We start from the raw sequence: 26317 nt of genomic DNA on the forward strand, positions 1-26317 counted from the left end.
CTACGATTGGGTGCGTGAAACAGATAGAGCCTTTCGGTCCTTTTGCGCTGGCAGCAAACGTCACCCCCGTCGCCGTCCCCTCCCCGGCCGGCGAGCTCAGTGGCCTGCTGACCGGCCCGAGCGCCCCCGCCCTCGTCGATGGCACGCCTGCGATCTCGGCGGTGTCGGCCCCGGGTGGCGCGGGGGAGAACCGCGCGCTCCTCGTCCCCGGCTACACGGGATCCAAGGAAGACTACTCGACCGTCCTGCCGTTCCTCGGGGAGGCGGGATGGGACGTCCTCGCGTACTCGCAACGAGGCCAGGGCGGGTCCGCCGCGCCCGCCGGCCTGGGCGCGTATGGGATGAGCGACTTTGTCGGTGACCTCATCGCCGTCGCCGAGGCCTGGGCCGGGACCACGGGTCGCGTGCACCTCGTGGGCCACTCCTTCGGCGGCATCGTCGCGCGCGCGGCCGTCGTCAAGCGCCCCGACCTCTTCGCCTCCGTCACCCTGTTCTGCTCGGGCCGGGCTGTCTACGACTGGATGAACACCCTGCCGATTCTCGACCCCCTGCCCACGGGCCCCGGCGCGCGCCAGCAGGTGCTGCGCACCTACTTCCCGGACATGAACTTTGACGAACCCGGCGTCGGATGGGCAGAATTTCAACGTATTCGCGCGCTGGACACGGCCTCGGAAAACCTGGTGGGCATCGCCCGCATCCTCTCCCAGCTGCGCCCCGACACCCCGGCGCTCGCGGCCACGGGCGTGCCCGTGCATGTGCTGTACGGGGACCAGGACGAGATCTGGCCGCCCTCGTGGTACGCCGAGGAGGCCGCCGACCTGGGGGCCCGCGAGAGCATCATTCGAGGGGGCACGCACAGCCCGCAGTTGCAGTTCCCGCAGCAGTGGGCGGAGTTAGCCAGCTCCTACTGGGCGGACGTGGAGTCGGGGGCGCTGGTCTGGTCCATGTGATGTGGGAGGGTGTGACATCGTCCCAAAACGGGCCTTGTGATGCATATCTGTGAGGATGGATGCTTAGTATGGTGTTTATGAACAAGCGTTCCATCCTTACTGCAGTGCTGGCGCTCGGCCTGGGCATCTCCGCCCTGACCGGCTGCGCCACCGATTCCGATTCCGCTCACTCCTATGTGACCCCGAAGGACGTCAAGACGGTCGAGCGTCCCATCGCTCAGATCGACGAACACGGCATCAAGGTCCCCGAGAAGCGCGACCTGAAGATCAAGCTGGCCGACTCCGACAAGGCCGCCAAGTGGAAGATCGAGGTCTCTGACCCCACGGCCCTCGAGGTCGGCAAGTCCGAGAAGAACGTCGTCACCCTGCACCCGCTGCGTGCGCTGGGCGAGGACGACGACCCGGTCACCGTGAGCCTGACCGATCCGGACGGCATCACGACCGACTTCAAGGTGACCATCACCCAGGGTGCCAACTGATTCCATACTGACAACGCTGTGGGCCCAGGATCTGCGGATCCTGGGCCCTTTGCGTTGCCTCGTGCGGGAGACCGGAAGCGGGGCACCCGTGGTGTGTCGGTGCCCCGCCCGGTCGTTAGTGCAGAATGCGCGCCAGGAAGTCCCTGGTGGCTTGCTCGCGCGGGTTATCGATGACCTGCTCGGGCGGGCCCTGTTCGACGATCTGTCCGTTTCGCAGGAACACGACGCGGTCTGCCGCCTGGCGGGCGAAGCTGATCTCGTGCGTCGCCATGAGGATGGTCGAGCCCTGCTCCTTGATCTCACGCACAAGGTCCAGGACCTCGCCGACGAGGACCGGGTCCAGTGCCGCCGTGATCTCGTCCAGGAGGAGCAGCTCCGGGTTCGTGGCGAGCGCGCGTGCGATGGCGACGCGCTGCTGCTGGCCGCCCGAGAGGCGATCCGGGTACTCCTTCGCCTTGTCCTTCAAGCCGATGCGGTCCAGCAGCTCCATGCCGCGCTCGTGCGCGCGTTCCTTCTTCCAGCCGTGCACCTTGCGGGCCGCGAGCGTCACGTTGTCCAGCACCGACATGTGCGGGAACAGGTTGTAGTGCTGGAACACGACGCCAATGCGCGCGCGGATCTGATCCGCGTTCGCGCGCGGGTCCGTGATGTCCTCGCCAGCCAGGAAGATCTGGCCGTCGTCGACCCGCTCCAGCAGGTTCGCGCAGCGCAGCAGCGTCGACTTACCCGAGCCCGAAGCGCCCAGAAGGACCACGACCTCGTGCGCTGCGACGTCCAGGTCCAGGCCGCGCAGGACGACGTTGTCGCCGAAGCGCTTGACGACGCCGACGGCGCGCAGAACCGGGGTGGTGTTGTCCGAGGCGGGGGAGGCCTCGTTCATCGTGGGGACCGACATCAGACGGTGCCTCCCATCTGCTCGCGCTTACGCAGTCGGGCCGTGTACCAGTCCGACAGGCGAATGAAGGGGAACGACAAAATGATGAACAGCAGGCCGGCGACGACGTAGGACGTCATGTTGTAGGTCTTGGCCTGGACCATCTGCGCCGAACGGATCGCGTCGACCGCGCCCAGGACCGAGATTAGGCCGACGTCCTTCTGCATGGAAATGAAGTCGTTCATGAGGGCGGGCGTGACCTTGCGGATCGCCTGCGGCACGATGATCATGCGCAGCGTCTGCCCGTGAGACAGGCCCAGCGAGCGTGCCGCGTAACGCTGGGAGGGGTGGACGGAGTCCAGGCCCGCGCGCAGCACCTCGGCGACGTACGAGGAGTACGTGAGGATCAGCGCGACCGTGCCCAGGAACGCGGTCGGGATGCGCGTCGTCGGGTTGAGCGCGGGAATGCCGAAGCCGATCAGATAGAGGACGACCAGGAAGGGGACGCCTCGGAAAATATCCGTGTACGCGGCCGCCAGGAAGCGGATCGGGAAGAACACGGGACCGGCCAGCGTGCGCGCGGCCGCGAGCAGAGTCGCGAAGACGGCGACGCCCAGCACCGAGATCAGCAGGATCCGGATGTTGAGCCACAGGCCGGACAGGACCTGGGGGAAGGCCTCGACGAAGTACTTGCCGTTGAAGAAGGTGTTGCGGGTGGCCTCCCACCCGTCGGAGTTGACGACCACGGCGATGAGGACTCCCGCGACCACGATCGTGGAAGCCAGGGAGATGAGAATCGACCGGACCGTCTGCTTGCGTCGATAAGCGCGGCGGCCACGCTCCACCGCCGAAACGGTGAGCGTGGCCGCCGCGTTACTTGAGTAGTCACTCATGAGTGTGGGGCCTCACTTGAGGGTGGGCACGTTCTGTGCCTCGTTCAGCCACTTTTCCTGCAGCTCGGCGAGCTTGCCGGATGAGGCCAGGCGATCGACAGCGGCGGAGACCGTGGGGGTGAGCTTGGAGCCCTTGGGCAGGACGATGCCGTACTCCTCGCCGCCCGTCGTGTCGTCGAACTGGCCGATGATGACGCCGTCATCGATCTGCGCGGAGACCATGTAGAACGCGGTCGGCAGGTCGACGATGATCGCGTCCACGCGGCCCGTCTGCAGGGCCAGGACCGTGTCGTCGGAGGAGTTGAACATCTGCAGCTTCTGGCTGAGGCCGGACTCCAGGTGATCGGAGGCGAACTGCTGAGAGGTGGTGCCCGCCTGGACGCCGATGAGCACGTCCTTGAGGTCAGCGATGGACTTCGCGTCGGCGGCCGGGGTGCCGGCCTTCGTGATGATTGCCGAGGTGGTCGTGTAGTACGGGGACGTGAAGTCGACGGCGTTCTTACGCTCGTCGGTGATGGAGAACTGCTGAATGTTCAGGTCCCAGTCTTTGGCGCCGGGCGTGATCGACGCGTCGAAGGTGGCGCGCACCCACTGGACGTTGTCGGCGGTGTAGCCGAGTTCCTCGGCCAGGGCGTAGATGACGGCGGACTCGTAGCCTTCGCCCGAGGCCGGGTCGTTGTCCAGGATCCACGGCGAGTAAGCGGGATCGGAGGTGGCGACGGTGAGCTTGCCTTCCGTCACGGTCGGCAGCGCGCCGGGGCCGTAGGTCTGCTCGGCGTCGGCGGAAGAAGAAGAGCTCGTGCCGCCCGTGCAGGCGGCCAGGCCGAGGGCCGCGATGGCGGCAACGGCAGCGAGGGAACGGACAGAGCGGCGCATGGGGCCTCCCGGTGACGTGGGGGATTCCGCCTTGTGGGCGGGTCTGACTCGATGAGAGTATCGGTGCGCCGAAAAATGCGCTGGCGTCATTTCGCTGCACGAAACAATGGAACGAGGTCTGGGCTGGGGAAACGTTGGAATCGTTGGGGTTTCGTGGGGTTGGGGGATGGGACACAGTGCCGCGTGGGTATGCGAAAGGGCCGGGCCGCGCCGGCCCGGCCCTCCCGTCAGATCACTTCTGGAACTTGTCCTTCAGATCGGAGACGACCTCGGTCGCCTTGTCCTTGGCAGCCTCGACGGCCTTCTCGACGTTCTCCTCGCCGAAGGTTTCCTTAGCCTTCTCGAGACCCTCTTCAGCCTGCTTCTTCAGATCTTCCAGACCCATGTTTCCTCCTTGGAACGAGCCGCCCATATGAGTCGAGCGGATGGTCTCACCCTATGCCCGAACCGGGGTGCTCGCGCGTTCAAGGCCTCCCGTGGCATGATCGTTCCCTGCGCGTCCGCGCCGTGGGACATTGTGCCATCGCGATCAGACGCCTTCGGCGAGCTTCCAGTCGTCGAAGGTGAACTCGGGGGAGACGACGCAGGTGGCCAGCGCGTAGTCGCCGCGGGCAAAGGTGCGCTGCCAGGTGCCGGCGGGCACGAGGACCTGCACGGGGTTGCTCGCATCGGAGGCCTCGGCGCCCGCCGGAGAGCCCAGCGTGACGATGCGCGGGTTGGCCTCGGGCGCGTTGCCGCTGCCTCCCAGGTGCACCTCGAGGGCGCCGGGCCCCGACCAGATCCACAGTTCGTCGGAGTGGACGAGGTGCCAGCGGGCCTCCTCGTCGCGGTTGAGGAGGAAGATGATCGCGGAGGCGCTGTGGCGGCTCCCGCGCGGCGTATCCACCTGCGCGGGCGCGGTCCACGTGCGGCGGTAGTGGCCGCCCTCGGGGTGGGGCGCGAGGCCCATGGCGTCAATCAGCGGGGACACGTCGGTCATGCGAAGCTCCAAACGAAGGGAAAGGGAGGCTGAGCGAAAGGGAAACGACAGAGTTAGCGCGAGGCCGAGTAGCGCACGCGCCCGGACACGACGGTTTCGACGACGCGGCCGGCGCCGTGGCGGGCGACGGTATCGATGGTTTCCACGATCGAGGTGACGGGCACGTCGACGACGCACATGTCGGCGACCGCGCCCGACTGGAGCTGTCCCAGGCGATCGGGGCCGGTCGCCAGGCCCATCGCGGTGGCGCCGCCCAGGGTTGCGGCCTGCAGGAGGCGGCGCGCCAGGTCCTGATCCTCGTAGCCCTGAGCTCGTGCCAGGTCGAAGAGGAGGGCGACGTCCTCGAGCAGGTCGAGGGACGGGGAGGAGGACAGGGAGTCCGTGCCCACCGCGATCATGTTGCCCTCGGCGAGGTAGGCGCCGACGGGCGGCGCGTCCAGGCCGATCACACGGTTCGAGCGCGGGCACAGCGCCACGGCCGTCTGGCGGGCGCGCAGTCGTCGGCGGTCGTCGGAGCGCATGTACACGCCGTGGGCGACGTGGCAGTCGGGTCCGAGGACACCCAGCTGGTCGACGAACTGCGTGGAGGAGAAGCCGCCGCCGCGCGAGCGCATCGCCGTGAACGAGGAGGAGTGCTCGCTCTTCCACAGGTCCGCCAGGGCGGTTGTGCGCGTTTCGGACCATTCGGCCTCGGAGTGGGACTCACCCAGGTGGATGTGGATGCGCATGCCGCGACGCCTGGCCATGTCCGGCAGATCCAGCAGCGGCTCAGCGTCGAGGGAGTAGGGGGCGTGTGGGGAGATACCCACGGCCGGAGGGGTCGGCATGGCGTCCAGGGATGCGGAGACCTCGCGTTCTCCTCGGGCTCGCCACTCGTCGTTCGACCAGCTCATGACCTCCCAGTAGGCGACGCCGTGCAGGCCCGCGTCGTGCAGGGCCGAGGCCGCGGCTGCGTCCGTCACCACGTCGGCGGCGGCGGTCGTGCCGCTTTCCAGGAGCAGCCGGGCGCCGGCGGCCGCGTCGCCTCCCCAGTCCAGGCCGCCCGCGTCGTAGACCTCGTCGAAGGCGCGCGCCCAGTCGTCAAAACCTCGGTACTGCCCGGCACCCACGGACGCCATGCCCGTGTACTGCAGGTGCGTGTGCGCATTGACGAGGCCGGGGAGCAGCACGCCGTCAAAGTGGCGTTCGGTGAAGGAAAGGCCGCGCTGCGTGAGCGTTTCGACGACCCAGTCGCGCGCTCCCACGTGCTCGATGCGCCCGTCGCGCACGGCAACAGCGCCGTCGAGGATCGAGGGGGCGGTGATCGGGATGACCATGCCGGCGGACCAGACGACCACGTCGCTCATGGGGGACCTTTCAGTGGGGGACGCTGAGTAACAGTGTAGAAGTGGGGCGGGCGCACCCGCCCACCGGTGGACGTGACCTGCGACTACGACAGGGACAGGGCGCCCAGCGCAGCTGCGGCCACCGCGTCGTCCGCCTCGCGCGGCAGGTCGTGCAGGCCGGGGGATAGCTCGCCTTCGCGGGTGAGGAGTTCGCGCAGGGATGCCAGCTGCACGCCGAAGCTCATGTCCATGATCTCGATGGGGTTTCCCTCGCCCGCCGTGTAGTTGATGCCCTCCCCGCGCTCGAGGATGCGCAGCGTCTTGCCGGAGGGGCTGGTCAGGGTCTGCACGTGGGGATCGCCCGACTCGGCCATGACCCAGGAGGCGGCCACGGCCTCGTCGATGGATACCTCCCCGTCGACGCCGCCGGCGACCGTGACGATCGCGCCGCCCGGCGCCGCTTCCAGCGCGCTCAGCGGGATCGTCGCCCGCTCGCCCGTCGCGGAGATCAACATGCCGGCGCTCGCGGCTGCCTGCTCCAGCGAGGCCACGGCGAACCCGTCCATCGACGCCTGCAGGGCGCGCACGGGGTCCAGCTCCACGACGGTCACGCGCGCCCCGAGCGCCGCGCCGAAACGCGCGCAGCCGCGACCCACGTCGCCGTAGCCGATGACGACGACGCTCATCCCCGCCACGGGCGCACCGACGCCGCGCGGGTCAATCAGGTCGAGGATCGTCGTCCAACACGACTGACCCGTCCCGTAGGCGTTGTCGAACAGGGTCTTCGACCGCGCATCGTTCGAGGCCAGGACCGGAATGCGTAGATCGAAAGAACGAAGGGGGCGCAGCCCCGAGGTGGTCTCCTCCGCCGCGCCGACCAGCGCGTCCAGGACGCCGGGGCAGCGCTGGGTATCGTGCGCCAGGCGGATCAGGTGGGAGCCGTCATCCAGCAGGAATTCGCTGCGCTGGGCCAAAAACTCGCGTGCGAGCTCCCACTCGCGCTCGCGGGAGGCGCGCGAGTCCGCGAACACGGGGATGCCGGCCTCGCGCAGGCGGGCAGCGACGTCCTCGCGTGTCTCGGATGCCCAGCCGAAGACGCTGATGCGCGCCCCGGCCTCGGAGAGCATGAGGGCCAGGGCGGCCGTTTTCGGCTCCAGGACGAGGGAGAGTCCCACGCTTCGGCCCGCCACCAGGGGAGCCAGGGCGCGTGCCGCCGCCTCGGTAACCGGCATGTGGGTGCGCGCCCACTCGATGCGCCCCTCGTCGCCGGGGCCCGTGATCGTGCGCCCGTCGGGGGCGATGACGGCATGGAACGTGCCTCCGGGCGCCAGGCCCGTGATCGCCCCGGGCGTGGGGGCCGCATCTTCCTCGAGCGCGAAGACGACCGGGGGTGAGGCCGGGGTCCCCTCGGCCTCGGCAATTGGGCGCACGTGGGCGCCAAACGAGCGAAGCAGGGTGGCCAACGCCGGGTCGTCCGTCGCGAAGGAACGCCCCGCGATGAGCATGTTCGTGGCCCGCGCGTAGGCGCGTAGCAGCAGCTGGGCGGCGAGGGGATCCAGGGCTGGGGTCATGTGTCAAAAGTAGCAACTGGGTGCCTGCGCGTCCCCGCGAGGGTGCGTGCGGCCCGTTGAGGGGCCCTCGAGTACCTGCCCGCGGGTATGCAAAAGGGACCGGGCCCTGCGGCCCAGCCCCTTCTGTTGGTTCACTTGCCGAGCTTGTCCTTGGCCTCGTCGGCAACCTCGGTCGCCTTGTCCTGGGCGGCTTCCTTGGCTTCCTCAGCCTTGTCCTGGGCGGCGTGGGCGGCTTCCTTGGCCTTGTCCTTGGCCTCGCCAGCCAGCTCGGTGAGCTTGTCCTTGGCTTCCTCAGCCTTCTCCTTGGCCGCGTCGACGACCTTCTCGATGCTCTCTTCAGCCTGCTTCTTCAGATCTTCCAGACCCATGGTGTTCTCCTTGGCGTAGTGCCGTTCCGACAACCGGAACGGATACAACCGATCCTACCGGCCGTTTGTCTAGGTGGCCTGGGGTGTGGGAACACAGTCCCGCATGCTGGTGTAAGGGTTAGACGAAGGCCGTTAGAATCGGTGATTTCCGCCATCTCGGTCAATGATTGGGGGGCTTTCAGGGGCCAACCAGGGCACTCCCTCATGGAGGTGAGATGCGCCTCGGGAATAACGTGGAGACATGACAGAGAACAACGCGGGTCTGGTGACCCGAGCACTGACGAAGACATACATGCGCGGGCACACGCCCGTCCACGCCCTGGCGGGCGTCGACCTGACCCTCCCGCAGGGTACGCAGGTGGCGATCATGGGCCCCTCGGGCTCCGGTAAGACGACGCTCCTGCACTGCCTGGCGGGTGTCCTGCGCCCCAGCTCCGGATCGATCACGCTCGATGGTGAAGAGATGACGACTATGTCGGAGCGGGTGCTCTCCGACCTGCGCCTGCGCCGCTTCGGCTTCGTGTTCCAGGATGGCCAGCTCCTGCCCGAGCTACCCACGGAAGAGAACATTGCGATGCCCCTCATGCTGGCGGGCACGCCCAAATCGCAGGCTATTTCCCGCGCCCGCGAAATCCTCGCGAACCTCGGGCTCGACGGCGCTGGCCCCTACCGCCCCGGCCAGCTGTCGGGAGGACAGGCACAGCGCGTCGCGATCGGCCGTGCGCTCGCCACCGATCCCTCGGTGATCTTCGCGGATGAGCCCACGGGGGCCCTCGACCAGGCCACCGGCGGTGAGGTCATGTCCCTGCTGACGAGCGCCTGCGCCTCCACGGGGGCATCCCTTGTCCTCGTCACCCACGACCCCGCCGTCGCCGCGCGCCTGCCGCACACTATCCACGTGCGCGATGGCCGCATCTCCCTCGAGGCACGAGGCAGTGGAACCCCCAACCAGGGGGTGGCCCGATGAGCGCGGTACGCACCGCCGCCGGGGCGCTCCTGCGGTCGCGTGACCGGGCAACGTCCGTCCTCACGGTCGCGGCCTTTGCCCTGCCGCACGCGTTCCTGCTCGCGGTCACGGGCGGCGTCATGGCCTTCGGGGCGAGGGCTGCCGTCGCCGCTGCGTCCGCCACGGCCGACGACCCCTCAAGCCTCGACGGGATGGCCTCGTTCTACGTGATGCTTGCGTACTTCGCGGCCACCCTGCTCATCGTCCCCATCATTTCGATGGGGGCAGCGGCTGCGCGCCTGGGCATGAGTCGGCGCGAGCGCGACCTCGCGGTCCTGCGCCTCGTCGGCCTCGCGCCGGGCAAGACGAAGCTCGCCTGCATCCTCGAAACCTGTGTGTTTGCGGTTGTCGGCGTCGTCGTCGGCTCGATCCTGTACGCCGTGACGCTGCCCGCGTGGGGTGCGCTGTCCTTCCAGGGCCGCCCGATGGGGGCCGGCGAGATGTGGGTGGGGGTTGTGGCCCTCCTCGTCGAGGGACTTGCCATGATCGTCCTGGCCGCCCTGTCCTCGTGGCTGGCCATGCGCAAGGTTGCGATCACCCCCCTGGGCGTCGCGCGTCGCACGCAGGCGGGCCGCGTGAGCGCGGTCGGCCCCGTCCTCGGCCTGGTTCTCCTCGTGGTGTGGCTGAGCGTCGGCACCCTCGCGATGAACCTGGGAACTGCTATCGGCATGGCCGTATTCCTGGGCTTCATGGGCGCGATCTTCCTGATCGTCAACCTGGTGGGCATCTGGTCGATCAGTCTCATGGGGCGCATCATGGCTCGGGCCTCGCGCAGTCCCCAGATGATGGTGGCCGGGCGTCGCATGGCCGACGACCCGCGCGCTGTGTGGCGCTCCTTCGGGGCGGTGGCCCTCGTTGGGTTCCTCGTGGGCATCATGTATCCGGCGAGTGATTCGATCTCGATGAGCGGGGACAGGACCGATGAGGTCGCGCTTATCGTCATCGGCGACATCAACAGAGGCATGTTGCTGACCTTCGCGATCACCCTCGCGCTGGGCGCCGTGTCGACCGCGGTCAACCAGGCGATCCGCGTCCTCGACTCCGCCGACCAGGTACGAGCCCTGTCCTACATGGGGTCCCCGCGCGGCTTTATGGACCGCAGCCGTCGCCTCGAGGTCGCGATTCCCGCGTTCGTCATGATCGTTGGCTCGATGCTGCTCGGCATGGTGTTCATGTCGCCGATGCTTGCGGCGGGTGCCGGAAAGGGTGTCCTCATTGCGCTCGCCTCATCGATTGCGGGCGTCATGCTCATCGTCGTTGCCTCCGAGGCGACCGTCCCGCTGCGCCGCCGCATCCTGTCGGGCGTGCGCGAGGGGCGCGAGTAGTCCTCTCCAGCGTTTACGCATGTCGTGGCCCCGGCCTCGTCCCCCTATCGACGAGGCCGGGGCCGAGTCGCGCTCAAATTGAGCGATATTGAAGAAATCAAACGTATGTGACGCGCGCCTCATGAGTGCTAGGATTGCGCCATTCACACCGCAATAGTCGATGGAGACATCGTGTACCGCTCGCCTTCCCAGTACTCGCACGCGGAGGGGGTCGGTGGGGCCGCGCGAGGAGCGCAGGTCACCAGGCCAGCCGCGCGTCGCCGGCGTCCCGCGCCGCCCTCGTATCCGCCCGCCGTGCGCCCGAGCGTGCGCGCGCGAGCCGACCTCGACGAGGAGATCTTCTCCTTATCCGACTCGACCCAATGCCCGCTGTCAGTGGGTGCGCGGCGCTTTTCGCGCCTCGGGGCCTTCGTGGCTGCCGTGCTGCTCGCTGCGGCTGTTGCCTTCTGGTGGTTCTAGTTAGATTCATTCACATCGCGAACGAGGAGGTTTGATGATGAGTGGAAAAGATGAGGCAGCGATACCTGTGGGGGTTGCTCCTAGCAGTCCAGCGAGGGCTCGGGTGTCTGAGGGCATCTCTCCTGCATCGCCGCAGTGGCAACAGGGAACGGCTGCGCGGATCCTGCCCGCGAAGCCCATCGTGAAGAAGCCGCGGGTTCCCAAAATTTGGATCATCTTTGCCGTCGTCGGCCTGCTGCTGCTTCTCGCGCCGAGCATCGTCACATTCCTGATTAATTTAGGGCCTGGGGATCACTCGGATAATGGCGATGGTCAGTACTGGCTTCCGGGTCTTCTCCTCGTCCCATGCATGATTTTTGGTTTACTCACCGTATTTCTTGCTTTCTGCGTGGGAATTGGCGAGTGGGTCGCATGGGTGTGGACTGCACGTCAACAAAACGCGCTGTCGGCGCGCATGTTCATCATTCCCCCGGTGGTCATAGTCGCCTTTTACTTCGTTACCAGATTCTGTGGGGCTACTCTGTTCAATCTTGGCATCTAGCGAAACTACCCGATGCAGCGAGCGAGCGTAGGCTCGTCGGGGCCTTCGTGGCTGCCGTGCTGCTCGCCGCGGCCGTTGCGCTATGGTGGTGGTAGTCATTACCCCAGCGACGGGCAGTGAAAGGACCAGGCATGAACGAGAGTAACGACGTGACGATGCGCGGCGAGAATGTCCCCGAGGCCATGGTTGCATCCGCTGTCGTGGCGCAGCCCGTCGCGCCTGGCGGATCGACCGCGGCAATCACTGGCGCACCTGTTACTCCCCCGCGGCGTCGGGGCTCAAAGCTGGCGCGCTTCTTCGTCATCTTGGGGATCGTGCTGCTCTCAAGCGTGTTCGTTTTGCCCCTGCTAGCTGAAGCGATGGATAGCGGCAGTAATCCCTCCGGTGTCGCGAGCGGCTGGACCTTCTTCTTCGCCGTGTTTTATGTTGCCCCCTTCGGTCTTATTTCGTTCCTGCTCGCGATCTTCGCCAAGCTCGCGCAGAAGCTTGATGAGAAGGAACAGGGCCTCTGAGGGTTTCAACCGCGCGCCGCGGCCGTTGCGCTATGGTGCTGGTTCTGGGGTACCCCGGTGTCTTCCCGAATGGAATAGAAGGCCGTTAAGGCGGCTTCATGATCTGGAGGTTGCTTCAGTTGGATAGCGTGCTGTTACTTGTCGCCCCCATCCTCATTATTTTCCTTATCGCGCTGGCAATCGATGCTGGGGTAACGAAGAGGCGCGAGAGGAAGGCCGCCGAAGCGGCGGCGTGGGCCGCACAGGCCTACGGAGCTGCTTGGGATCCTCAAGGCGCACTGAGCGTCCAGAAACCACGCCGCGGCTCAAAGGTGGTGCGCTCCTGCGTCATTTTGGGATTCGTTATCCTGGGAAGCGTCGTCTATTGGCCGCTGTTGGTGCTCCTGGTAGACCCTATTGTTTCGGGTGGCAATGCATCAGAAGCTGATGCTGGCCTTATGTTCCTGTTGTGCCTTATCTTCGTGGCTCTGTTCAGCCTTCTTGCCTTCCTGTTCGCCTTCATTGCACATCTCGCCGTCAAGGGTGCGGAGCGGAATCAGGGGTACTAAGACCGTCCACGCGTACGCCGCGGCCGTTGCGCTATGGTGGTGCAAGACATCACCCCAGCGGCGGGCAGTGAAAGGATCAGGCATGAGCGAGAGCACGAGTGGAGTGTCCCCTTCGACGAAGAAGAGTGGAAACTACAAGATTCCGCTCATTCTTGGTGCTATTGGGCTTCTGCTGATGATTAGCCCGTTCTTCTATTCGGCGTACGTCGACGCAACCGTCGGTCGGGGTGATCCCAATAGCGTTTCGTCGGGTTGGGCCTTCGTGTGGGCCTTCTATCGCTTCACTCCGGCCGGCGTTATTGTTCTCGTGATCGCCCTTTTCATGGCGTTCGCGGAGAAGATATCCAACATGCCGAGCAGCGACAACTAAGGTTCGTCGCCCGGCTGAGTCTGGCAGCGTGAGGTTGCCCCAGCCTCGTTCCCGGTGCGAGCACCCGTGCCTCCCGTCGGGCACAATGGACCCATGATGACCCCCACTGACCCCGCGCTTTACGCGGGCGCCGACCTGCGCCTGGCCGCCGTCGACATGGATGGCACCCTCCTGGACGATGACAAGAACTTCCCGCCCGGCATGGACGAGCTGCTCGACCAGATGGACGCGCGCGGCGTCACCTTCGCGCCCGCGTCCGGCCGTCAGGTGTGGACCCTCATCGACATGTTCCCCGGGCGCCCCGGCATGACCGTCATCGGGGAAAATGGTGGGATCGTCATGCGTGACGGCGTCGAGGTCTCCTCCCACCCGGTGGATACCCCCACGGTGCGCGAGGTCATCCGCCTCGTCCGCGAGGCCACCTCGGGGCCGGAGGGGATCGACGGCGGTCTGGTCATGTGCGGCAAGCAATTCGCCTACGTCGAGCGTACCGACGACCGCTTCGTCGACGGCGTTCTGCCCTACTACCACCGCACCAAGCGCGTGGATGATCAGATCGCCATCATCGACGCCATCGAGGCCGGCGAGATCGGCGACGCGATCGTCAAGCTCGCTGTTTTCGTCCTCGGCCCGGTTGAGGCGCTCGCGGAGGCGACGCTCGCGCGATTCGCCGACACGCACCAGTACGCGATCTCGGGTGCGAACTGGGCGGACCTGCAGATCCGAGGCGTCGACAAGGGGAGCGCCGTGCGCGACCTGCAGCGCTTCCTCGGTGTTGATCGCTCCCAGACCGCCGTCTTCGGCGACGCCGGGAATGACCTGTCCATGATGAGTGAGGGCGACCTGTCCTTCGCGATGGCCAACGCCTCGCAGGACGTCGTCGAGGCCGCTCGCTTCGTCGCCCCCTCGAACAACGAGGCCGGGGTCGCCCAGGTGCTGCGCGCGCTTGTGGGGTGAGTGCGTTTTGCGGGGGGTTGTTTTGTCGTTAGTCTCAATTCTTGAAAGACTTTTCGGTACGGGGGATGTGTGGGTTCTTCACAGTCTCGTTGCCGCACGTCGGTGCAATAGAGGAGGAATCTGATGAGCACGTCATATCCTCAGCAGCCTGCAGCGCAGCCGGCGCAGCCCGCGCAGCCGGCATATCAGGGGGTTCCCCAGGCGGGAGTACCCGCGCAGCCTACAGTTCCCGCGCAGCCGGTGCCGCAGGGGTATTCGCCAGCGCCCCAGGGATTTGCGCCGGGCTATGCGCCCGTGCCCCAGGGGCCTGTGAAAGTGCGGGTTAACTACCTCTCCCTCGTCTTCGGAATTGGTGTATGGGTGTTCATCGCGCTGTTAGTGCTGGACGCGTGGAGACTGATGCACTCGCCGGATGTGTCCGCGAGTGGGAAGGCTATTGTCGGCTTCTATCCTCTTTTTGTGCTGGCCCTCGGCGGTCCCTTGAACCTCATCGGTATCATCGTCGCTTCCTCAAGGGCGAAGGAGAAGCCGGCGAAATGGAAGCTCAATAGGCTGGGAATTATCCTCAATGCGAGCCCGTACGTCATCTTTTTCGTTATCATGTTCGTCGGCCTGGCCGTGGCACCGTTTTTCTCGTAGGTCGTGAGCGCACGCCCAGTGATGGCGTGTGCTTGTGTATGACGAGGCCGCCGCTGCGATCACTGGGAGGAGAATGCCATGAACGACTGCAGCGTTCCCGCAGGTGGGCCTCGCGAACACGCGTCGCGATGGATGTACAGGCCGTCCCTATTCTGCGTATTCGCGGGACTTGCGGTGATGATCGGGGGTTTCGTCGTCCTGTCAGCCTCGGTTGTTGACGAGATGAGTGCAAGTGCTAACCTCGTCATACCCGGCGAGTTTGCGGTCATGAGCGACGGCGAGTTTGTCCGTTCCCTCCTGCCTGCAGCCGGCGTGGCGGGGATCGTTCATCTGGTGGGTGTCGTCGCCGGGCTGATGGGACGAACGCGCGCCGAGGATTGGAGGGAGCTCGCGCGCTGCGCGCTCGGAGTGGGTGCGAATGCCTTCTTTCTTGCCTGTGCCTGTATCACCCCCGTCGTTGGCTTGGTCCCCGATCCGCGGGCGCTCGTGCCCCTCCTCGTTGTGTGCGGCGCTGCGGTCCTGGCTGCGTGTGTGTCCCTATTCCGCGGCATGCGTGCCAGCGCGGGCGCGATATCGGTGGGCGCGGGAGCCGCGGGCATGCTGGCTATGGCCGGAGCGTTGCTTGTCGGCCTGTTCGCGATGCTCCACGAACTAGCTACGACGCCGGGGCGACCCTTCTTGCCCGAGTTGATTGTCGTGGCCGTCTGCATCTACATGTCCGTCCCGGCGGGCCTTATCCAGTTGACGGGCCTGATCGTGGGTATACGGGCGCGTCGGCACGCCGACAGCGAGGCCGAGCGGGCGCTTGCCGGGCGAGGAATAGTCCTGAACGTGCCCCTGTGCTGGTGCGTGCTTTTCCTCCCCCTGCTGGTTCTCATCTGAACCTGCCCGGCGCTTTGCTGGCGATGGCCGAGGTGTCGCCTTTTCGTTGCAATATCGGTCCTGTGCTCGCATGAGGAGACCGTCGCTGCGTGCGCTTGTGGGGTGAGCGTGTTTTGCGTGGGAGTTGCCTTGTCGTTAGTCTCAATTCTTGAAAGACTTTTCGGTACGGGGGATGTGTGGGTTCTTCACAGTCTCGTTGCCGCATCATGTTGGTGCAATAGAGGAGGAATCTGATGAGCGTCCCTTATCCTCAGCAGCCTGCGGGGCAGCCCGCAGTTCCCGCGCAGCCGGCGCAGGCCGCGCAGCCTGTGCAGCAGGTTGTGCCCCAGGCGGGCGTGCCATATTCGCTGGCGCCCCAGCGCCAGGTCCCGGAAAAGATCAGTAGGCTGTCCTTCATTTTTGCGATCATCGGACTGGGTGTCCTGGTTCTGTCACTCCTGTACTGCGCCTATATCGTTTTCACTGCTGTGCACAGTGACCATCCCGAAGGCGGTGGCTTTGTATGGATCATTCCGTTCGTTGTATACATGTGCCTCCTGCCACCCATCAATCTTGCCGGTCTGATTGTTGGCTTCCTGAAGTTGGGGCCCTCGGTCTCTGGCCGACAGCGGATGTGGAGCCTGCTCGGTATCGGCCTGAATATTCTTCCCTGGGTGATCGCTGCAGCTCTTCTTGCCTGGATTAGCACGTCGAGCTTCCCCGGTGCTGCTGGCGCCGTGATGGCTCTCGGATGACTATTGTCTGCGAATAGCGCCCATTGAGTGGAGGAAGCAAATGAGTATGTCGTATCCACAGCAGCCTGTGGGGCAGCCCGCAGTTCCCGCGCAGCCTGCATATCAGGGGACTGCTCCGGGCTATGCGCCTGTGCCTCAGGGGCCCGTGGTTCAGAAGGTGAATCGAGCGTCGATCATCTTGGGTGTTGTCGGGTGGGCCCTCATTGGCCTGACGATACTGGCCATGTGGCTTGCTATCCGAGCCAGCGCATCCGATCCTGACCCGAGTGGCAAGGAAGCGATCGGATTCTTGCCACTCTTTGCGCTGATGTTTATTGGCCCGGTGAACCTCGCCGGCGGTGTTATCGGGATTGTTGGGGCAGTGGGGAAACCGAAGACGAGGAAGCTCAACTGGCTGGGAATCCTCCTGAACGCAAGCCCATACGTCGTCTTCACCGCCTTCATGATCGTTCTGATGCTGTTCATGTAGGTCACTGAAGCGTTGGACGGAGAAAACCATGAATGATCACAGCGGTCCCGCACCTGTGCCCAACAAGCGCATGTTGAGAATGATGAACAGGTTGTCCTTTGCCTGCGCACTCGCGGGACTTGCCGTGATCATCGGGGGTTTCATCGTCCTGTCGACCTCGTTTTTTGACGAGATGAACGCCGGCACTCACCCCGTCATCCCCGGGGACTCTGCGGTGATGAGCGACGATGAGTTCATCCGTTCTGTCCTGCCCGTAGCCTGCGCGGCGGGGATCATTCATCTGGCGGGTGTCATCGCCGGGTTCGTGGGGCGAAGGCACGCCGAGGATCGCGCGGAGCTCGGGCGCTGCGCGCTTGGAGTGGGAGCGAATGCCTTCTTCCTTGGCTGCGCCGGCATCATCCCTGCCGCGGGTCTTGTTGGCGACCCGGTTGGCCTCGTTGCCCTCTTCGCTGTCTGTGGCGGTGCGGTCCTGTCCATGTGTGTTTCCCTGTTTGAGCGCTTCTTCAGCAGCGCGGGCGCGAGATCCGTTGGGGTGGGAGTCGCAGGCTTGCTGGTGATGGGTGGAGCATTGCTTGTCGGCCTGTTCACGATGCTCGGCGAAATTACTTCGACGCCGGAGGACTCGTTCTTGCTCGGCATGTTTGTTGTGATCGCCTTCGTCATCGTGTCCGTCCCGGTGGGCATTGCCCAGCTGACGGGCCTGATCATGGGAATACGGGCGCTTCGACGCGCCGACAGTGAGGGTGAGCAAGCACTCGCTACGTGGGGAATAGTCCTGAATGGAACCCTGTGCTTGTGTCTTCTGTTCCTTCCCCTGGCGGTTCTTGCCTCAATCTCGTAGAGAGCTATCCCAGCTCATTCCTCCTTGCGTTAACACCCTCTCTCCATTAATCTCAATTTTGAAATACTTTTGGAGGGAGGGGCATGGAGGCTCCGGATCGTGAACGTGGCGGGGTACAGCCGTATCCCGGCACGCCCCGCAAAAGGTGGACGCCCCTCAGATGCGGTGCCGGCGCGTTGATTGTCACCGCGATCTCCATCACCGCTGTGATCATCGTCGAGATAGTCGTCTTACTCCACCCAGACTTCCATCAGGTTGACGGCATCGTCTACAACCGTGTCATTGCGATGATCGGCGGCGGCCTCACCACTTGTCTGAGTCTCACCGGCCTCGTCATCGCCAGGGCAGAGCTGGGTGAATCAGATGTGTCGAGCAGACAGCGCAGCGCGAGCCTGTGCGGAGTGGTCCTGTGCCTGAGTCCCATCGTCGTTATTGTCTTGACCTACAGCGTGCTGGGAGCAGGCGTCGCCGAGTGGCTATTCGGATGGAAATAACACCTTTCCGCGACGAAGGAGGCCACCGATGAGTGCGTCGAATGATGTTCCTGCGCAGGGTGCCACAGCGCAGCCTGTGACCTACCCTCAGTTCGTGGCCGGCGTCGCTCCCGGAGGCGACGTTCATGACGGACGTCCGCCCGTGCGCACGCGAAGCACGTGGGTGCTGTCGCTGGTGGCTGGCCTCGGTGGTTGGGTCGTAATCCTCTTGAGCATCGTCCTCACGGTCATCTATTACATCGAAATGGCAAACGCGGACGAGATGGTGCGCAAATATGGAATCGGCGGCGGCTTGATCTGGATATTCGCCCTGCTAGCCCTTTTCGTCATCAATGTCCTCGGGGGAATCTTCGGTCTCATCGAGTTGTTGCGGTGCAACAACGTTAAGGAAGTGAGACGAGCGCTCTACGTCCTCCTGCTCAACGTGTTGCCGTGGATCATCCTCGGAGTGCTGTACTGGGTGTACGTGCCTGACTGAGAAAGCCGCTCCGAGGCCTTGTGACTGTCGATGCGTGGCGTGAACATATGCTCGTTTAGGATTGTGATCGCAGCCCGCATGGGCGCACCGATCAACACGTGAAGGACCGACCGTGACAACCCCGAACCCGTACCTCCCGGACTCGCATCCCGCTCCGGGGTATCCTCCGGAGAACGCGACTCCCACTCAATGGGGCGCGCAGCCTATGAACGGTGCGATGGGCCAGGGGTATGTGCCTGCCGCACAGCCCGGCTATCCGGGCCAGGAACCCGTGCCTCGCGCGAAGAAGAGGCGGAGCATCGGCGGTATCATCCTGCTCGTCTTCGGTGCAGTCATCGTCATGGCGTCGATTGCTGGCTGTCTCGCGATCGATCTCATCCCCGGAGACCATGGGGATAGCGGGGACGGGCTCGCCTGGGCCGGCGTTGCACTTCTTCTGTACGTGGTCCCCTTCGGCCTGATGTTGATGGTCTCTGGCCTCATCCTGGTGTGTGCAGCCCGCAGTCGCTCACGGTGACCCCATCCGGTGGGTACTCAGACGTAATGAATAACGAGTGAAGGACCGATGATGACAATGCCACATTCTCCCGGTTCCGGGATGCCTGGCACCCCCGGAAACGCGCCAGCCTACCCCGGAAATGCGCCGGTCTACCCCGGTGCCATCCCGGGCAACCCCTACGGCGACATGCAGCCGGTACTGCAGGTTGCGGCTCCGCCCAGCCATGGCCTCGTCGTAGCCTCCATATGCCTTGGGGTTATTGGGATCGTCTTCTGCGTTGGCGGGCTGTTCTTTGGAGCCTATACCTCGTTCGACTCGCACGACTCCTTTGAGAGGGTTATCGCTCCGATCAACTTCATTCTCGTCGTCGCGATGGTCTATATCCTGGGTGGGATTATGAACATCATCGGCCTTGTCCTTGGCAAGACCGGGCGCAAGCGGGCGCAGGATCCGCGTCACGCGAAGGCGTGCATGGTGGGGATTTGGCTGAATGCAGCCCCGATGCTTGTGTTTCTGGTTGCCGAGATCCTGGCCGTCCTCTGGATGATGGAGACTAGCCTATAGCGGATGCCTCTGTCCCATTGCTCTCGACGAATGAAGGACTACCTGTGACGACTCCATATTCGACCGGTCCCGGCTTGAACGGGTATCCGGCCCAGGCTCCCCAGCAGCCCGCCGTGCCTGGACGCAGCCGGGGCAAGGCCTTAGGAGCAGCGTGTCGCGGATTCGGTATCACCGGACTCGTTGTCTTTGCACTGGTCATCCTCGGGACGCTGGTGTACGTGCTGATTCCCAGGGGTGAGCACGGGCTGGACCTGGCCCCGATTGCCTTCATCTTCGTGGCCGGATTCTTCTCTATCCCCGTCATCGCGGTGAACATTATTGGCCTGGTTCTGGGCTTCGTTGCGCTCAAGCAGACGAAGAACCCCTCCGAGCGCGGCTACATCGCCCGAGGCCTGCTCATGAATGCTGCGCCGCTCGTGGTTGTTGGCCTCGTCGTTCTTCTGATCCTCTTGATCTACGGGTTCTTCTACCTCATCTCCTTGTTCTAGGACCTCCCGGACCCGACGAACTCTGCTCCCACACCATCAACTTCCCAAGGAACACCAGTGACAACACCAATTCCCCAGGCCCCGGACACGAATACTTCCCCCGGATACGGCGGCCAGCAAGTGCCCAATCCTCCACAGGCCGAGGGCCTGCCGCAGGAAGCCACGCAGCCCGCAATGCAGCAGAATTGGGGACAGATGCCCGTCGATCCGGGAATGCAAGCGGGAATCCCGCAGGCTGGGCCGGTGGCCTATGGGCCTGCGGTGCCCGCGCGGCGTCGTAGGTCGTACGCGCCGGCGGTTATTTTGTTTGGAATTGGCTTGCTGCTTACGATTTTGCCCCTCGTAGCCACGCTATTCCTTGGCCGTGCTACCAACGGCTTCCAACACAATAGCGATACTCTATTTTCGTTCTTAGGGCAGTTGTTCTACGCCCTGCCCATCGGCATGATCCTGATCCTGGTCTCTGGCATCGTGGCAATCTTGGTTGCTGTGATGAACTCTTCGTCGAAGAGCTGATCCCGAGACACGAAAGACCCCCGCGTCGAACCGCCAAACGGCGGCGACACGGGGTCTTTTCTGTCCTACTTGGCGTGGTAGCGGGGGCTGGTGCCCAGGTGGATTGGCACGCCGGCATCGGTGTTGCTGATGACGCTTTCGTCGGCTCCGCGGTAGGTGTACGAATCGTCGAATGCGATGTCGCGGGGGTTTACGAGGCCGTTCATGTACTGCAGGATTTCGTCCGTGGTGGGACCCCTGTGCATGGTCGGGTCCATCAACGGGTTCTCGTCGGGGTACTGGGACGGATCGGTGTTCATCATGGCACCGAGGTCAGCAACCCCGTACCCCGTGTACTTGTTCCAGCGGCCCTCGTTGTTCAACGCCGTCTTGGTCATCAGTTGGAGGAGTTGGTTGCTGGTGGCGTTGGGCCACTTTTGTTTGGCTAGGGCCAGGAAACCTGCGATGAGGGGCGTGGAGTACGACGTGCCGTCTGTGGTTGCTTTGTTCCCTGTTTCGTAGTTACGGACGGTGATAGGGCCACCTATTGCTGCGGTGGTGGTTCCCTGCCCCCACGAGGAGTAGGAGGCTACCTTGCCGGTGGTGTCGATGGCGCCGACGCCGACGACGCCGGACCACTTTGCGAGGCCGGTGTCCGTTTCGTTATTCGCCGTGTTACCCATGGCGGTGACGACCATAACGCCGCGGGCATTGGCGTGGGCGATCGCCCACTTGGTTGCTTCATCAAGATCTTCGTCGGACGAGGAGATGCTGATGATCTGAGCCCCGTCGCTGATGGCGCGATTGATGAGAGAGTTGTTTTCTTCGATGCCATTACCGTTGTGGACCGGGCAACCGGCAGCGGCATCTTCGCCCTCATCCTCGAACCTGGTTCGGTAGGTCAGGAGGGTGGCGTCGGGGGCAACGCCGTACGTTTTGGAGACTAGGAGTGAGGCGATGGCTGTCCCGTGGCTCTTGGAATACACGCTCGAGCGGACAGTGCAGGGGCTCTTGTCGATGATGGTGGCGCCTGCGAGTTCGGGTGCGCTGGTGTCGACCTCGCCGTCGATGAGTGCGATGGTGACACCCTTGTCCGTGTAGCCCTTGGCCCGCGCCTGATCGAGCTGGTAGTAGGTGAAGTAGGACTGGTCGGCCGCCGTGATGGGGTCGGCGGCGTGCGCGGGGGCGCCGGGCAGGGCAATGGCCCGGCCGCCAGGGCCAGGGTCATCGCACACGCACCCGCAAGGCGCAGCAGCCGCCGGTGTCGCGTTGGGCTAGTCGTCATTTGGCGTGGTAGCGGGGGCTGGTGCCCAGGTGGATTGGTACGCCGGTGTCGGTGTTGCTGATGACGCTTTCGTCGGCCCCGCGGTAGGTGTACGAATCGTCGAAGGCGATGTCGCGGGGGTTCACGAGGCCGTCGATGTATTGGTGTACTTCCTCGGTGGTGGGGCCCTTGCGTCGAGTCGGGTCCATGAGCGGGTTTTCGTCCGGGTACTGCGAGGGGTCGGTGTTGATCATGGCGCCGGGATCAACCGCTCCGTATCCGATGTAGGTGTTCCATCCGCTTTGATCGGTCCGAGCTGTCTTGGTGAGTAGTTGGAGGAGTTGGTTGCTGGTGGAGTTGGGCCACTTCTGCTTGGCCAGGGCCAAGAATCCGGCGACGAGGGGAACAGAGTTTGATGTTCCGTCCGTAAATCCTTTATTCCCGCTCTCGTAGTTGTGTACGACGACGGGGCCGCCTACAGCTGCGACGGTGGTGCCTTGGCCCCACGAGGAGTAGGAGGCTACCTTGCCGGTGGTGTCGATGGCGCTGACACCCACGACGCCGGACCACTTCGAATAGGTGTCGAGTGTTTCGTCTTTCGCGTCGTTACCCATGGGGGAGACGACGATGACGCCGCGGGCGTTGGCTCGGGCGATCGCCCACTTCGTTGTGTCAGAAGACTCATCGTTAGATGAGGATATGCTAATAATCTGAGCGCCGTCGCTGATAGCGCGGTTAATTAGGGAGACGGGGTCTTCAATACCGTTGCCGTTGCTGCTGGTGCAGTCACGGCCGGACACGTCATTGTCTCCGGGCTGGCTGGTCGTGTAGGTCAACAGTGTGGCGTCGGGGGCTACTCCGTAGGCCTTGGAGACCAGAAGCGAGGCCATTGAAGTGCCGTGTGTCTTGGAGAAGGGACTCGAGGTGACGGTGCAGGGGCTCTTGTCGATGATTGAGGCACCTGCGAGTTCGGGTGCGTTGGTGTCGACCTCGCCGTCGATGAGTGCGATGGTGACGCCCTGGCCCGTGTAGCCCTTGGCCCGCGCCTGGTCCAGCTTGTAGTAGGCGTAGAAGGTCTGTTCGTTGGCTGTGATCGGGTCGGCGGCGTGAGCGGGAGCGGCGGGCAGGGCGATGGCCCCGGCCGCCAGGGCCAGGGTCATCGCGCACGCACCCGCGAGCTGTAGCCGCCGTCGGCGGCCGGACACGTGGTTCGTGGTCACCATTGGCGGGGATCCCATCCGTCGTCCTTCTGGGAAGCGGGCTTCAGGTCCTTGTCTGATCCGTAGGTCTGCGACATCGGGTTGACGTAGCCGGGGGGCAGTGCGTCGTCCTCGTCGTCCTCGAACTTGAAGGCCGTGTACTTGCGCCGCTTGCCCTTCTTGTCGTCCTTGCCGCCACCGGCACCCGCACCTGCACCCGCTCCCATGAAGCCGCCCATGCCGGGCCGCCCGGCCGCGCCGGCACCGCCAGCGGCGCTGCCGCCGCCCGTCTTTCCTGCAGCATTAGCTGCTCCGCCCGTGCCGTTCGTACCCGTCAGGCCGGTCGTCCCGCCCGACGCGCTCGTGCTACCAGGCAGGCCGCCTCCACCGAAGCCGCCACCGGAGGCCGAGCCCCCGCGTAGCCCGCCGAGGCCGCCCACGCCCAGCCCGCCACGACCGGAGGCTCCCAGGCCACCCGCGCCCAGCCCGCTACGACCGGAGGCTCCCAGGCCGCCCGCGCCCAGGCCGCCGCGACCGGAGGCTCCCAGGCCGCCCGCACCGAGTCCGCCTGCGCCGCCGCGACCCAAGCCGCCCGCACCACCGCGACCCAGCGCGCCGAGCGAAGCAGCACCCAGGCCAGAGGCGCCGCGCGCGCCGAGGGCGGCGGCACCGAGGGCACCCGCGCCGAGGACGCCGGCGCCGAGGGCTCCTGCGCCCGCGAGGCTCGTGCGCCCGGAGGCGTCGAAGCGGGTGGAGGGCCCCCCGTTAATGTTCCACAGAGGATGATGGCGATCGCTTGGAGGCGCGGGGGTGTAACCGCCGCGAGTGAGGCCGTTAGCGTAGCGCTCGCCACCGATGCGGGTGTGCATCAGGTCGATCCCCTTCAGATCCTCGGGGTCGGTGATGGGCTTGCTGCGGCTACCCAGCTGGCCCTCGCTGGTATAGCGATCGGGGATACGTTGGGACTGGAGCTTGCGCAGCTTCTCGGCATCAGCGTCCTGCGCGGTTGGGTCGTCGTAACCGCTCGGGTAGGCGCTGGAATTGGCGCCGCGCTGGAATGCGCGTCCGTAGTCGCTCTCGCGGTCGCCCGGGTACACGCCGGGCTGATCGGGGGATGCTGACTTGTTTCCGTTCTCGAGTTCCTTGGCAACCCAGGGAGCGGAAACTGAGGGGTAATCCGATACGTGCCCGGTTTTTTTCGTACCCACTTTCCTTGCCCTCGAGGTTTGTTTTACATCTCGGGCGTGGTTCGCCAATTCGTGCATGGAGTCGTTCAGGCGCCGAAGGATGTCCGCCGAGTTGGCCTCGCGCTGCGCGTTGGCCTGAGCGGCGACGGCATCGTAGACGGCCGCGCCGGTCGAGGCGACGGCGTTGACGCCGGCCCCGAAAATACCAAAGCTCTGCGCAACGGGGATCGTCACCTCGGCCATGTCACGCAAGGCGTCGAGCCTGGAGTCGACCAGCACGGGGGATAGCATCTCTGCCTCTTCACGGGCGTGCTGCATGACCCGGCGCATCTCCACCTCGACCTGAGCGGTCGCAAGGTAGGATTCACGCCAGTCCTGCAAGCGTTGCTCAGCATCGGCGAGCCACTTGTCGATGGCGGTGCCCGTCTGGCCTCGGAAACCCTGGTATTCGCGGTAGTGCCGTAAGCGTCGCTCGGCCTCGTTAATGGCATCCATCGTGGTGCGGTGTTTGAGATCGAGGTTCGCGAGAGATTCGTTTGCCTTCGCGTCCTCCACGAATTGCATGAGGCGCTTGTACATCGGACTCTTAACCACTGCAGTGTCCTTCCCTATCCTCAGAAGTCAGAACTGCCGCCGACAACAGGATTGTTAGTATCCTGTGAGCCTGTGGAGGTCGTTGATGACGAAGGCGTCGTGGAAGTGGGATTGAGCGTTCCCGCAGCTTGATGGACCGGAATACCGAGCGAGGAGACGAGAGAACCGAGGAAAGGAATGGAAGCCATGTTGGCTTCTTCGCCCTTAAATTTACGCATGACCTCGTCTTCCGTCTTCTTGAAGTCGTCCTCGGTATCGAGAACTTTCCGGTCGAAATCACGGAGCTTATCGCCCTCGGATGCGAAACCTTCCCGAGCGGTGTTGTAGGCGTCCTGGAGTGCCTGACGAGCGGCCTCAACGCCAGACTCGGTGCCCCACACGTCGGCAACCTGAGCGTCCGCAAACTCGCGAGCGGTCTGAGCGGCCGTGTTGAAAGACTCCGCTCCAAGGGCTCCATCCTGGCGCGTCTGATCATGATTCTGGGAGCTGAAGCTCACGTCGCTCACGACAACCTCCGGGCGTAACAAGCGCAGGCGTGGCCTGCAGACGTCAATGAGATGATGTTCATCATATGACCATCCGGCAAAGCGCGCAAAAATGCGGAGTAAGTGTCGACCATGACGAGGAGAAAGTGCTCCGACGTTACGGCTTGCGCAAACGATGTTTGGTGGCGATGAGTTGGGGGCCGCAGCGCAGCGCGCCGCGGCCCCCCGAAGCAAAAACCTCTCAGAAGGTTAAATTCACTCGCCCGCCTCGAAGGTGGCCTTCTCAGCCTCGGTGTCCGGCACGAAAGAATCCGTGTCCAGATCCGCCCAGTACTCCTCGGCCCACGGATCCTCGATCGGCTGCGAACGCTTCCACAGGATGTAGCCCGCGCCGGCGACGGCACCCACCAGGGCCGTCAGGCCGAAGGCGCGGAGCGCGCGGCACTTGCGGCGCTTACGCGTGGGGGTGGTGAGGGCGACAGCCGACGCCTCGGAAGCGCGACGAGCGCGCTCCGACAGCGAACCGCGAGCCGACAGTGCGGCGCCCGCCTGGTTGACGGCGAGGGAAGCGCGCGGCAGGTAGTCGTCCACGAGGTGCTCGCGAGCGTTCTCGATCGCGGGGCCGGCCTGCGCGGCAGCAGCCTGCGCACGAGCGGCGGCGTTCTCGATCGCGGGGGTCGCGTGCTCGATCGCGGAATTCAGCGCGGCCTGAGCGCGAGGCGCGGCCCAGTCGACGCCCTGGCCAGCCAGATCGGCAGCCCGCACGGCAACCTTGCCGGCGTAAATGGCAGCGGCGTCGCGAAGCTGCTGAGACGATGCGCGCAGCTTCTCTGCATCGAAAGTCGGCGAAGTAACCATGATGTCTCCGATTCTGTCCACAATAAACAGGGGCGCGGACGCGCCACTCACTCCTATTGTGCAACAACGGGCTGTGATCTGCAGCCCACCGGCTCGCGTGAGGTGCGTGACGGA

Annotated in this window: 34 protein-coding genes; 21 read left to right on the top strand and 13 right to left on the bottom strand. The window is 64.7% G+C overall.

All coding sequences use genetic code 11. From position 1 onward, the window contains the following. Positions 1-14: 14 nt before the first annotated feature. Both FBF35_RS00320 and FBF35_RS00325 read left to right on the top strand, forming a co-directional pair. Positions 15-950, top strand: a complete 936-nt coding sequence (locus FBF35_RS00320; RefSeq protein WP_060566095.1) for an alpha/beta fold hydrolase — start codon at positions 15-17, stop codon at positions 948-950. Positions 951-1009: 59 nt separating this feature from the next. Next, positions 1010-1429 (top strand): hypothetical protein, encoded by a 420-nt coding sequence (locus tag FBF35_RS00325; protein WP_060566096.1) that lies wholly within the window; start codon positions 1010-1012, stop codon positions 1427-1429. A 115-nt stretch (positions 1430-1544) separates the two neighbouring features. Here the strand turns inward: FBF35_RS00325 and FBF35_RS00330 are convergent, their stop codons facing one another. The 8 genes from FBF35_RS00330 to FBF35_RS00360 form a co-directional block, all read right to left on the bottom strand. Further along, positions 1545-2324, bottom strand: coding sequence for an amino acid ABC transporter ATP-binding protein (locus FBF35_RS00330; protein WP_060566097.1), 780 nt, complete (start codon positions 2322-2324; stop codon positions 1545-1547). Then, positions 2324-3196, bottom strand: coding sequence for an amino acid ABC transporter permease (locus FBF35_RS00335; RefSeq protein WP_003797044.1), 873 nt, complete (start codon positions 3194-3196; stop codon positions 2324-2326). Before FBF35_RS00335 ends, FBF35_RS00330 begins: the two co-directional genes overlap by 1 nt. A gap of 12 nt (positions 3197-3208) precedes the next feature. After that, the gene (locus tag FBF35_RS00340) at positions 3209-4072 is read right to left on the bottom strand and encodes an ABC transporter substrate-binding protein (protein WP_060566098.1); all 864 of its coding nucleotides are present in this window, start codon (positions 4070-4072) and stop codon (positions 3209-3211) included. A gap of 232 nt (positions 4073-4304) precedes the next feature. After that, positions 4305-4457 carry a hypothetical protein gene (locus FBF35_RS10455; protein WP_003797040.1) on the bottom strand — a complete coding sequence of 51 codons (153 nt, stop codon included), beginning with the start codon at positions 4455-4457 and terminating at the stop codon, positions 4305-4307. A gap of 144 nt (positions 4458-4601) precedes the next feature. Then, positions 4602-5051 carry a cupin domain-containing protein gene (locus FBF35_RS00345; protein ID WP_060566099.1) on the bottom strand — a complete coding sequence of 150 codons (450 nt, stop codon included), beginning with the start codon at positions 5049-5051 and terminating at the stop codon, positions 4602-4604. Positions 5052-5104: 53 nt separating this feature from the next. After that, positions 5105-6397, bottom strand: coding sequence for an amidohydrolase family protein (locus FBF35_RS00350; protein ID WP_060566100.1), 1293 nt, complete (start codon positions 6395-6397; stop codon positions 5105-5107). An 83-nt stretch (positions 6398-6480) separates the two neighbouring features. Then, positions 6481-7947, bottom strand: a complete 1467-nt coding sequence (locus FBF35_RS00355; protein ID WP_060566101.1) for an adenosylhomocysteinase — start codon at positions 7945-7947, stop codon at positions 6481-6483. Between the two features lie 131 nt (positions 7948-8078). Beyond that, entirely contained in the window at positions 8079-8315 is a 237-nt protein-coding gene (locus FBF35_RS00360) for a hypothetical protein (RefSeq protein WP_060566102.1), read from the bottom strand. Between the two features lie 241 nt (positions 8316-8556). On the opposite strand from FBF35_RS00360, the gene FBF35_RS00365 reads away from it, so the two are divergent. The 19 genes from FBF35_RS00365 to FBF35_RS00455 all read left to right on the top strand — a co-directional run bounded on the left by FBF35_RS00365 (position 8557) and on the right by FBF35_RS00455 (position 20637). Further along, complete coding sequence (locus tag FBF35_RS00365) at positions 8557-9282, top strand: ABC transporter ATP-binding protein (RefSeq protein ID WP_060566103.1); 726 nt, start codon at positions 8557-8559, stop codon at positions 9280-9282. After that, positions 9279-10646 (top strand): ABC transporter permease, encoded by a 1368-nt coding sequence (locus tag FBF35_RS00370; RefSeq protein ID WP_060566104.1) that lies wholly within the window; start codon positions 9279-9281, stop codon positions 10644-10646. Before FBF35_RS00365 ends, FBF35_RS00370 begins: the two co-directional genes overlap by 4 nt. Before the next feature lie 171 nt (positions 10647-10817). Beyond that, positions 10818-11105 (top strand): hypothetical protein, encoded by a 288-nt coding sequence (locus tag FBF35_RS00375; protein WP_060566105.1) that lies wholly within the window; start codon positions 10818-10820, stop codon positions 11103-11105. 103 nt (positions 11106-11208) lie between these two features. Continuing rightward, the gene (locus FBF35_RS00380; protein WP_131726617.1) at positions 11209-11646 is read left to right on the top strand and encodes a hypothetical protein; all 438 of its coding nucleotides are present in this window, start codon (positions 11209-11211) and stop codon (positions 11644-11646) included. A gap of 131 nt (positions 11647-11777) precedes the next feature. Further along, positions 11778-12158 (top strand): hypothetical protein, encoded by a 381-nt coding sequence (locus FBF35_RS00385; protein WP_060566107.1) that lies wholly within the window; start codon positions 11778-11780, stop codon positions 12156-12158. A 98-nt stretch (positions 12159-12256) separates the two neighbouring features. Beyond that, positions 12257-12706, top strand: coding sequence for a hypothetical protein (locus FBF35_RS00390; RefSeq protein ID WP_060566108.1), 450 nt, complete (start codon positions 12257-12259; stop codon positions 12704-12706). Between the two features lie 82 nt (positions 12707-12788). Beyond that, positions 12789-13076 carry a hypothetical protein gene (locus tag FBF35_RS00395; protein WP_060566109.1) on the top strand — a complete coding sequence of 96 codons (288 nt, stop codon included), beginning with the start codon at positions 12789-12791 and terminating at the stop codon, positions 13074-13076. Between the two features lie 93 nt (positions 13077-13169). Next, complete coding sequence (locus FBF35_RS00400) at positions 13170-14033, top strand: HAD-IIB family hydrolase (protein ID WP_060566110.1); 864 nt, start codon at positions 13170-13172, stop codon at positions 14031-14033. Positions 14034-14156: 123 nt separating this feature from the next. Beyond that, positions 14157-14672 carry a hypothetical protein gene (locus FBF35_RS00405; protein ID WP_060566111.1) on the top strand — a complete coding sequence of 172 codons (516 nt, stop codon included), beginning with the start codon at positions 14157-14159 and terminating at the stop codon, positions 14670-14672. A 177-nt stretch (positions 14673-14849) separates the two neighbouring features. Continuing rightward, positions 14850-15554: a hypothetical protein gene (locus tag FBF35_RS00410; RefSeq protein WP_241772521.1), complete on the top strand. Its 705-nt coding sequence runs from the start codon at positions 14850-14852 to the stop codon at positions 15552-15554. Between the two features lie 233 nt (positions 15555-15787). Then, on the top strand, positions 15788-16288 hold the full coding sequence (locus FBF35_RS00415) for a hypothetical protein (protein WP_060566113.1): 501 nt from the start codon (positions 15788-15790) through the stop codon (positions 16286-16288). 40 nt (positions 16289-16328) lie between these two features. Next, a complete protein-coding gene (locus FBF35_RS10590) occupies positions 16329-16757 on the top strand; it encodes a cell division protein FtsW (protein WP_241772522.1) in 429 nt (142 codons plus the stop codon). A 28-nt stretch (positions 16758-16785) separates the two neighbouring features. After that, positions 16786-17598 (top strand): hypothetical protein, encoded by an 813-nt coding sequence (locus tag FBF35_RS00425; protein ID WP_060566114.1) that lies wholly within the window; start codon positions 16786-16788, stop codon positions 17596-17598. Positions 17599-17681: 83 nt separating this feature from the next. Further along, the gene (locus FBF35_RS00430; protein WP_060566115.1) at positions 17682-18092 is read left to right on the top strand and encodes a hypothetical protein; all 411 of its coding nucleotides are present in this window, start codon (positions 17682-17684) and stop codon (positions 18090-18092) included. Between the two features lie 28 nt (positions 18093-18120). Next, entirely contained in the window at positions 18121-18570 is a 450-nt protein-coding gene (locus FBF35_RS00435; RefSeq protein ID WP_060566116.1) for a hypothetical protein, read from the top strand. Positions 18571-18682: 112 nt separating this feature from the next. After that, a complete protein-coding gene (locus tag FBF35_RS00440) occupies positions 18683-19087 on the top strand; it encodes an iron transporter (protein ID WP_131726618.1) in 405 nt (134 codons plus the stop codon). A gap of 48 nt (positions 19088-19135) precedes the next feature. Next, on the top strand, positions 19136-19633 hold the full coding sequence (locus FBF35_RS00445; protein ID WP_241772523.1) for a hypothetical protein: 498 nt from the start codon (positions 19136-19138) through the stop codon (positions 19631-19633). Positions 19634-19677: 44 nt separating this feature from the next. Beyond that, positions 19678-20121 carry an inner-membrane translocator gene (locus FBF35_RS00450; RefSeq protein WP_241772524.1) on the top strand — a complete coding sequence of 148 codons (444 nt, stop codon included), beginning with the start codon at positions 19678-19680 and terminating at the stop codon, positions 20119-20121. 57 nt (positions 20122-20178) lie between these two features. Continuing rightward, a complete protein-coding gene (locus FBF35_RS00455; protein WP_241772525.1) occupies positions 20179-20637 on the top strand; it encodes an alkaline shock response membrane anchor protein AmaP in 459 nt (152 codons plus the stop codon). A gap of 65 nt (positions 20638-20702) precedes the next feature. On the opposite strand, the gene FBF35_RS00460 is transcribed toward FBF35_RS00455, so the two are convergent. From FBF35_RS00460 to FBF35_RS00480, 5 genes are all read right to left on the bottom strand, one after another. Then, a complete protein-coding gene (locus tag FBF35_RS00460; RefSeq protein ID WP_241772526.1) occupies positions 20703-21851 on the bottom strand; it encodes a S8 family peptidase in 1149 nt (382 codons plus the stop codon). A 46-nt stretch (positions 21852-21897) separates the two neighbouring features. Next, the gene (locus FBF35_RS00465; RefSeq protein ID WP_060566118.1) at positions 21898-23118 is read right to left on the bottom strand and encodes a S8 family peptidase; all 1221 of its coding nucleotides are present in this window, start codon (positions 23116-23118) and stop codon (positions 21898-21900) included. Continuing rightward, positions 23097-24860 (bottom strand): hypothetical protein, encoded by a 1764-nt coding sequence (locus FBF35_RS00470; protein WP_187348957.1) that lies wholly within the window; start codon positions 24858-24860, stop codon positions 23097-23099. Before FBF35_RS00470 ends, FBF35_RS00465 begins: the two co-directional genes overlap by 22 nt. 20 nt (positions 24861-24880) lie before the next feature. After that, the gene (locus FBF35_RS00475; RefSeq protein WP_060566120.1) at positions 24881-25366 is read right to left on the bottom strand and encodes a hypothetical protein; all 486 of its coding nucleotides are present in this window, start codon (positions 25364-25366) and stop codon (positions 24881-24883) included. A gap of 234 nt (positions 25367-25600) precedes the next feature. Further along, positions 25601-26203 carry a hypothetical protein gene (locus tag FBF35_RS00480; RefSeq protein ID WP_187348958.1) on the bottom strand — a complete coding sequence of 201 codons (603 nt, stop codon included), beginning with the start codon at positions 26201-26203 and terminating at the stop codon, positions 25601-25603. Between the last annotated feature and the right edge of the window lie 114 nt (positions 26204-26317).

It is taken from the genome of Schaalia odontolytica (assembly GCF_005696695.1).
Taxonomy (GTDB): Bacteria; Actinomycetota; Actinomycetes; order Actinomycetales; family Actinomycetaceae; genus Pauljensenia; species Pauljensenia odontolytica_C.

Excerpts from the sequence above, each read along its gene's own strand:
- FBF35_RS10590 (WP_241772522.1), top strand. The coding sequence starts at position 16,329 with ATGAGTATGTCGTATCCACAGCAGCCTGTGGGGCAGCCCGCAGTTCCC.
- FBF35_RS00355 (WP_060566101.1), bottom strand. The coding sequence starts at position 7,947 with ATGACCCCAGCCCTGGATCCCCTCGCCGCCCAGCTGCTGCTACGCGCC.
- FBF35_RS00425 (WP_060566114.1), top strand. The coding sequence starts at position 16,786 with ATGAATGATCACAGCGGTCCCGCACCTGTGCCCAACAAGCGCATGTTG.
- FBF35_RS00430 (WP_060566115.1), top strand. The coding sequence starts at position 17,682 with ATGGAGGCTCCGGATCGTGAACGTGGCGGGGTACAGCCGTATCCCGGC.
- FBF35_RS00395 (WP_060566109.1), top strand. The coding sequence starts at position 12,789 with ATGAGCGAGAGCACGAGTGGAGTGTCCCCTTCGACGAAGAAGAGTGGA.
- FBF35_RS00465 (WP_060566118.1), bottom strand. The coding sequence starts at position 23,118 with ATGGGATCCCCGCCAATGGTGACCACGAACCACGTGTCCGGCCGCCGA.
- FBF35_RS00435 (WP_060566116.1), top strand. The coding sequence starts at position 18,121 with ATGAGTGCGTCGAATGATGTTCCTGCGCAGGGTGCCACAGCGCAGCCT.
- FBF35_RS00405 (WP_060566111.1), top strand. The coding sequence starts at position 14,157 with ATGAGCACGTCATATCCTCAGCAGCCTGCAGCGCAGCCGGCGCAGCCC.
- FBF35_RS00340 (WP_060566098.1), bottom strand. The coding sequence starts at position 4,072 with ATGCGCCGCTCTGTCCGTTCCCTCGCTGCCGTTGCCGCCATCGCGGCC.
- FBF35_RS00400 (WP_060566110.1), top strand. The coding sequence starts at position 13,170 with ATGATGACCCCCACTGACCCCGCGCTTTACGCGGGCGCCGACCTGCGC.
- FBF35_RS00410 (WP_241772521.1), top strand. The coding sequence starts at position 14,850 with ATGATCGGGGGTTTCGTCGTCCTGTCAGCCTCGGTTGTTGACGAGATG.
- FBF35_RS00325 (WP_060566096.1), top strand. The coding sequence starts at position 1,010 with ATGCTTAGTATGGTGTTTATGAACAAGCGTTCCATCCTTACTGCAGTG.
- FBF35_RS00445 (WP_241772523.1), top strand. The coding sequence starts at position 19,136 with ATGATGACAATGCCACATTCTCCCGGTTCCGGGATGCCTGGCACCCCC.
- FBF35_RS00350 (WP_060566100.1), bottom strand. The coding sequence starts at position 6,397 with ATGAGCGACGTGGTCGTCTGGTCCGCCGGCATGGTCATCCCGATCACC.
- FBF35_RS00330 (WP_060566097.1), bottom strand. The coding sequence starts at position 2,324 with ATGTCGGTCCCCACGATGAACGAGGCCTCCCCCGCCTCGGACAACACC.
- FBF35_RS00365 (WP_060566103.1), top strand. The coding sequence starts at position 8,557 with ATGACAGAGAACAACGCGGGTCTGGTGACCCGAGCACTGACGAAGACA.
- FBF35_RS00415 (WP_060566113.1), top strand. The coding sequence starts at position 15,788 with ATGAGCGTCCCTTATCCTCAGCAGCCTGCGGGGCAGCCCGCAGTTCCC.
- FBF35_RS00390 (WP_060566108.1), top strand. The coding sequence starts at position 12,257 with ATGATCTGGAGGTTGCTTCAGTTGGATAGCGTGCTGTTACTTGTCGCC.
- FBF35_RS00335 (WP_003797044.1), bottom strand. The coding sequence starts at position 3,196 with ATGAGTGACTACTCAAGTAACGCGGCGGCCACGCTCACCGTTTCGGCG.
- FBF35_RS10455 (WP_003797040.1), bottom strand. The coding sequence starts at position 4,457 with ATGGGTCTGGAAGATCTGAAGAAGCAGGCTGAAGAGGGTCTCGAGAAG.
- FBF35_RS00370 (WP_060566104.1), top strand. The coding sequence starts at position 9,279 with ATGAGCGCGGTACGCACCGCCGCCGGGGCGCTCCTGCGGTCGCGTGAC.
- FBF35_RS00345 (WP_060566099.1), bottom strand. The coding sequence starts at position 5,051 with ATGACCGACGTGTCCCCGCTGATTGACGCCATGGGCCTCGCGCCCCAC.
- FBF35_RS00385 (WP_060566107.1), top strand. The coding sequence starts at position 11,778 with ATGAACGAGAGTAACGACGTGACGATGCGCGGCGAGAATGTCCCCGAG.
- FBF35_RS00360 (WP_060566102.1), bottom strand. The coding sequence starts at position 8,315 with ATGGGTCTGGAAGATCTGAAGAAGCAGGCTGAAGAGAGCATCGAGAAG.
- FBF35_RS00480 (WP_187348958.1), bottom strand. The coding sequence starts at position 26,203 with ATGGTTACTTCGCCGACTTTCGATGCAGAGAAGCTGCGCGCATCGTCT.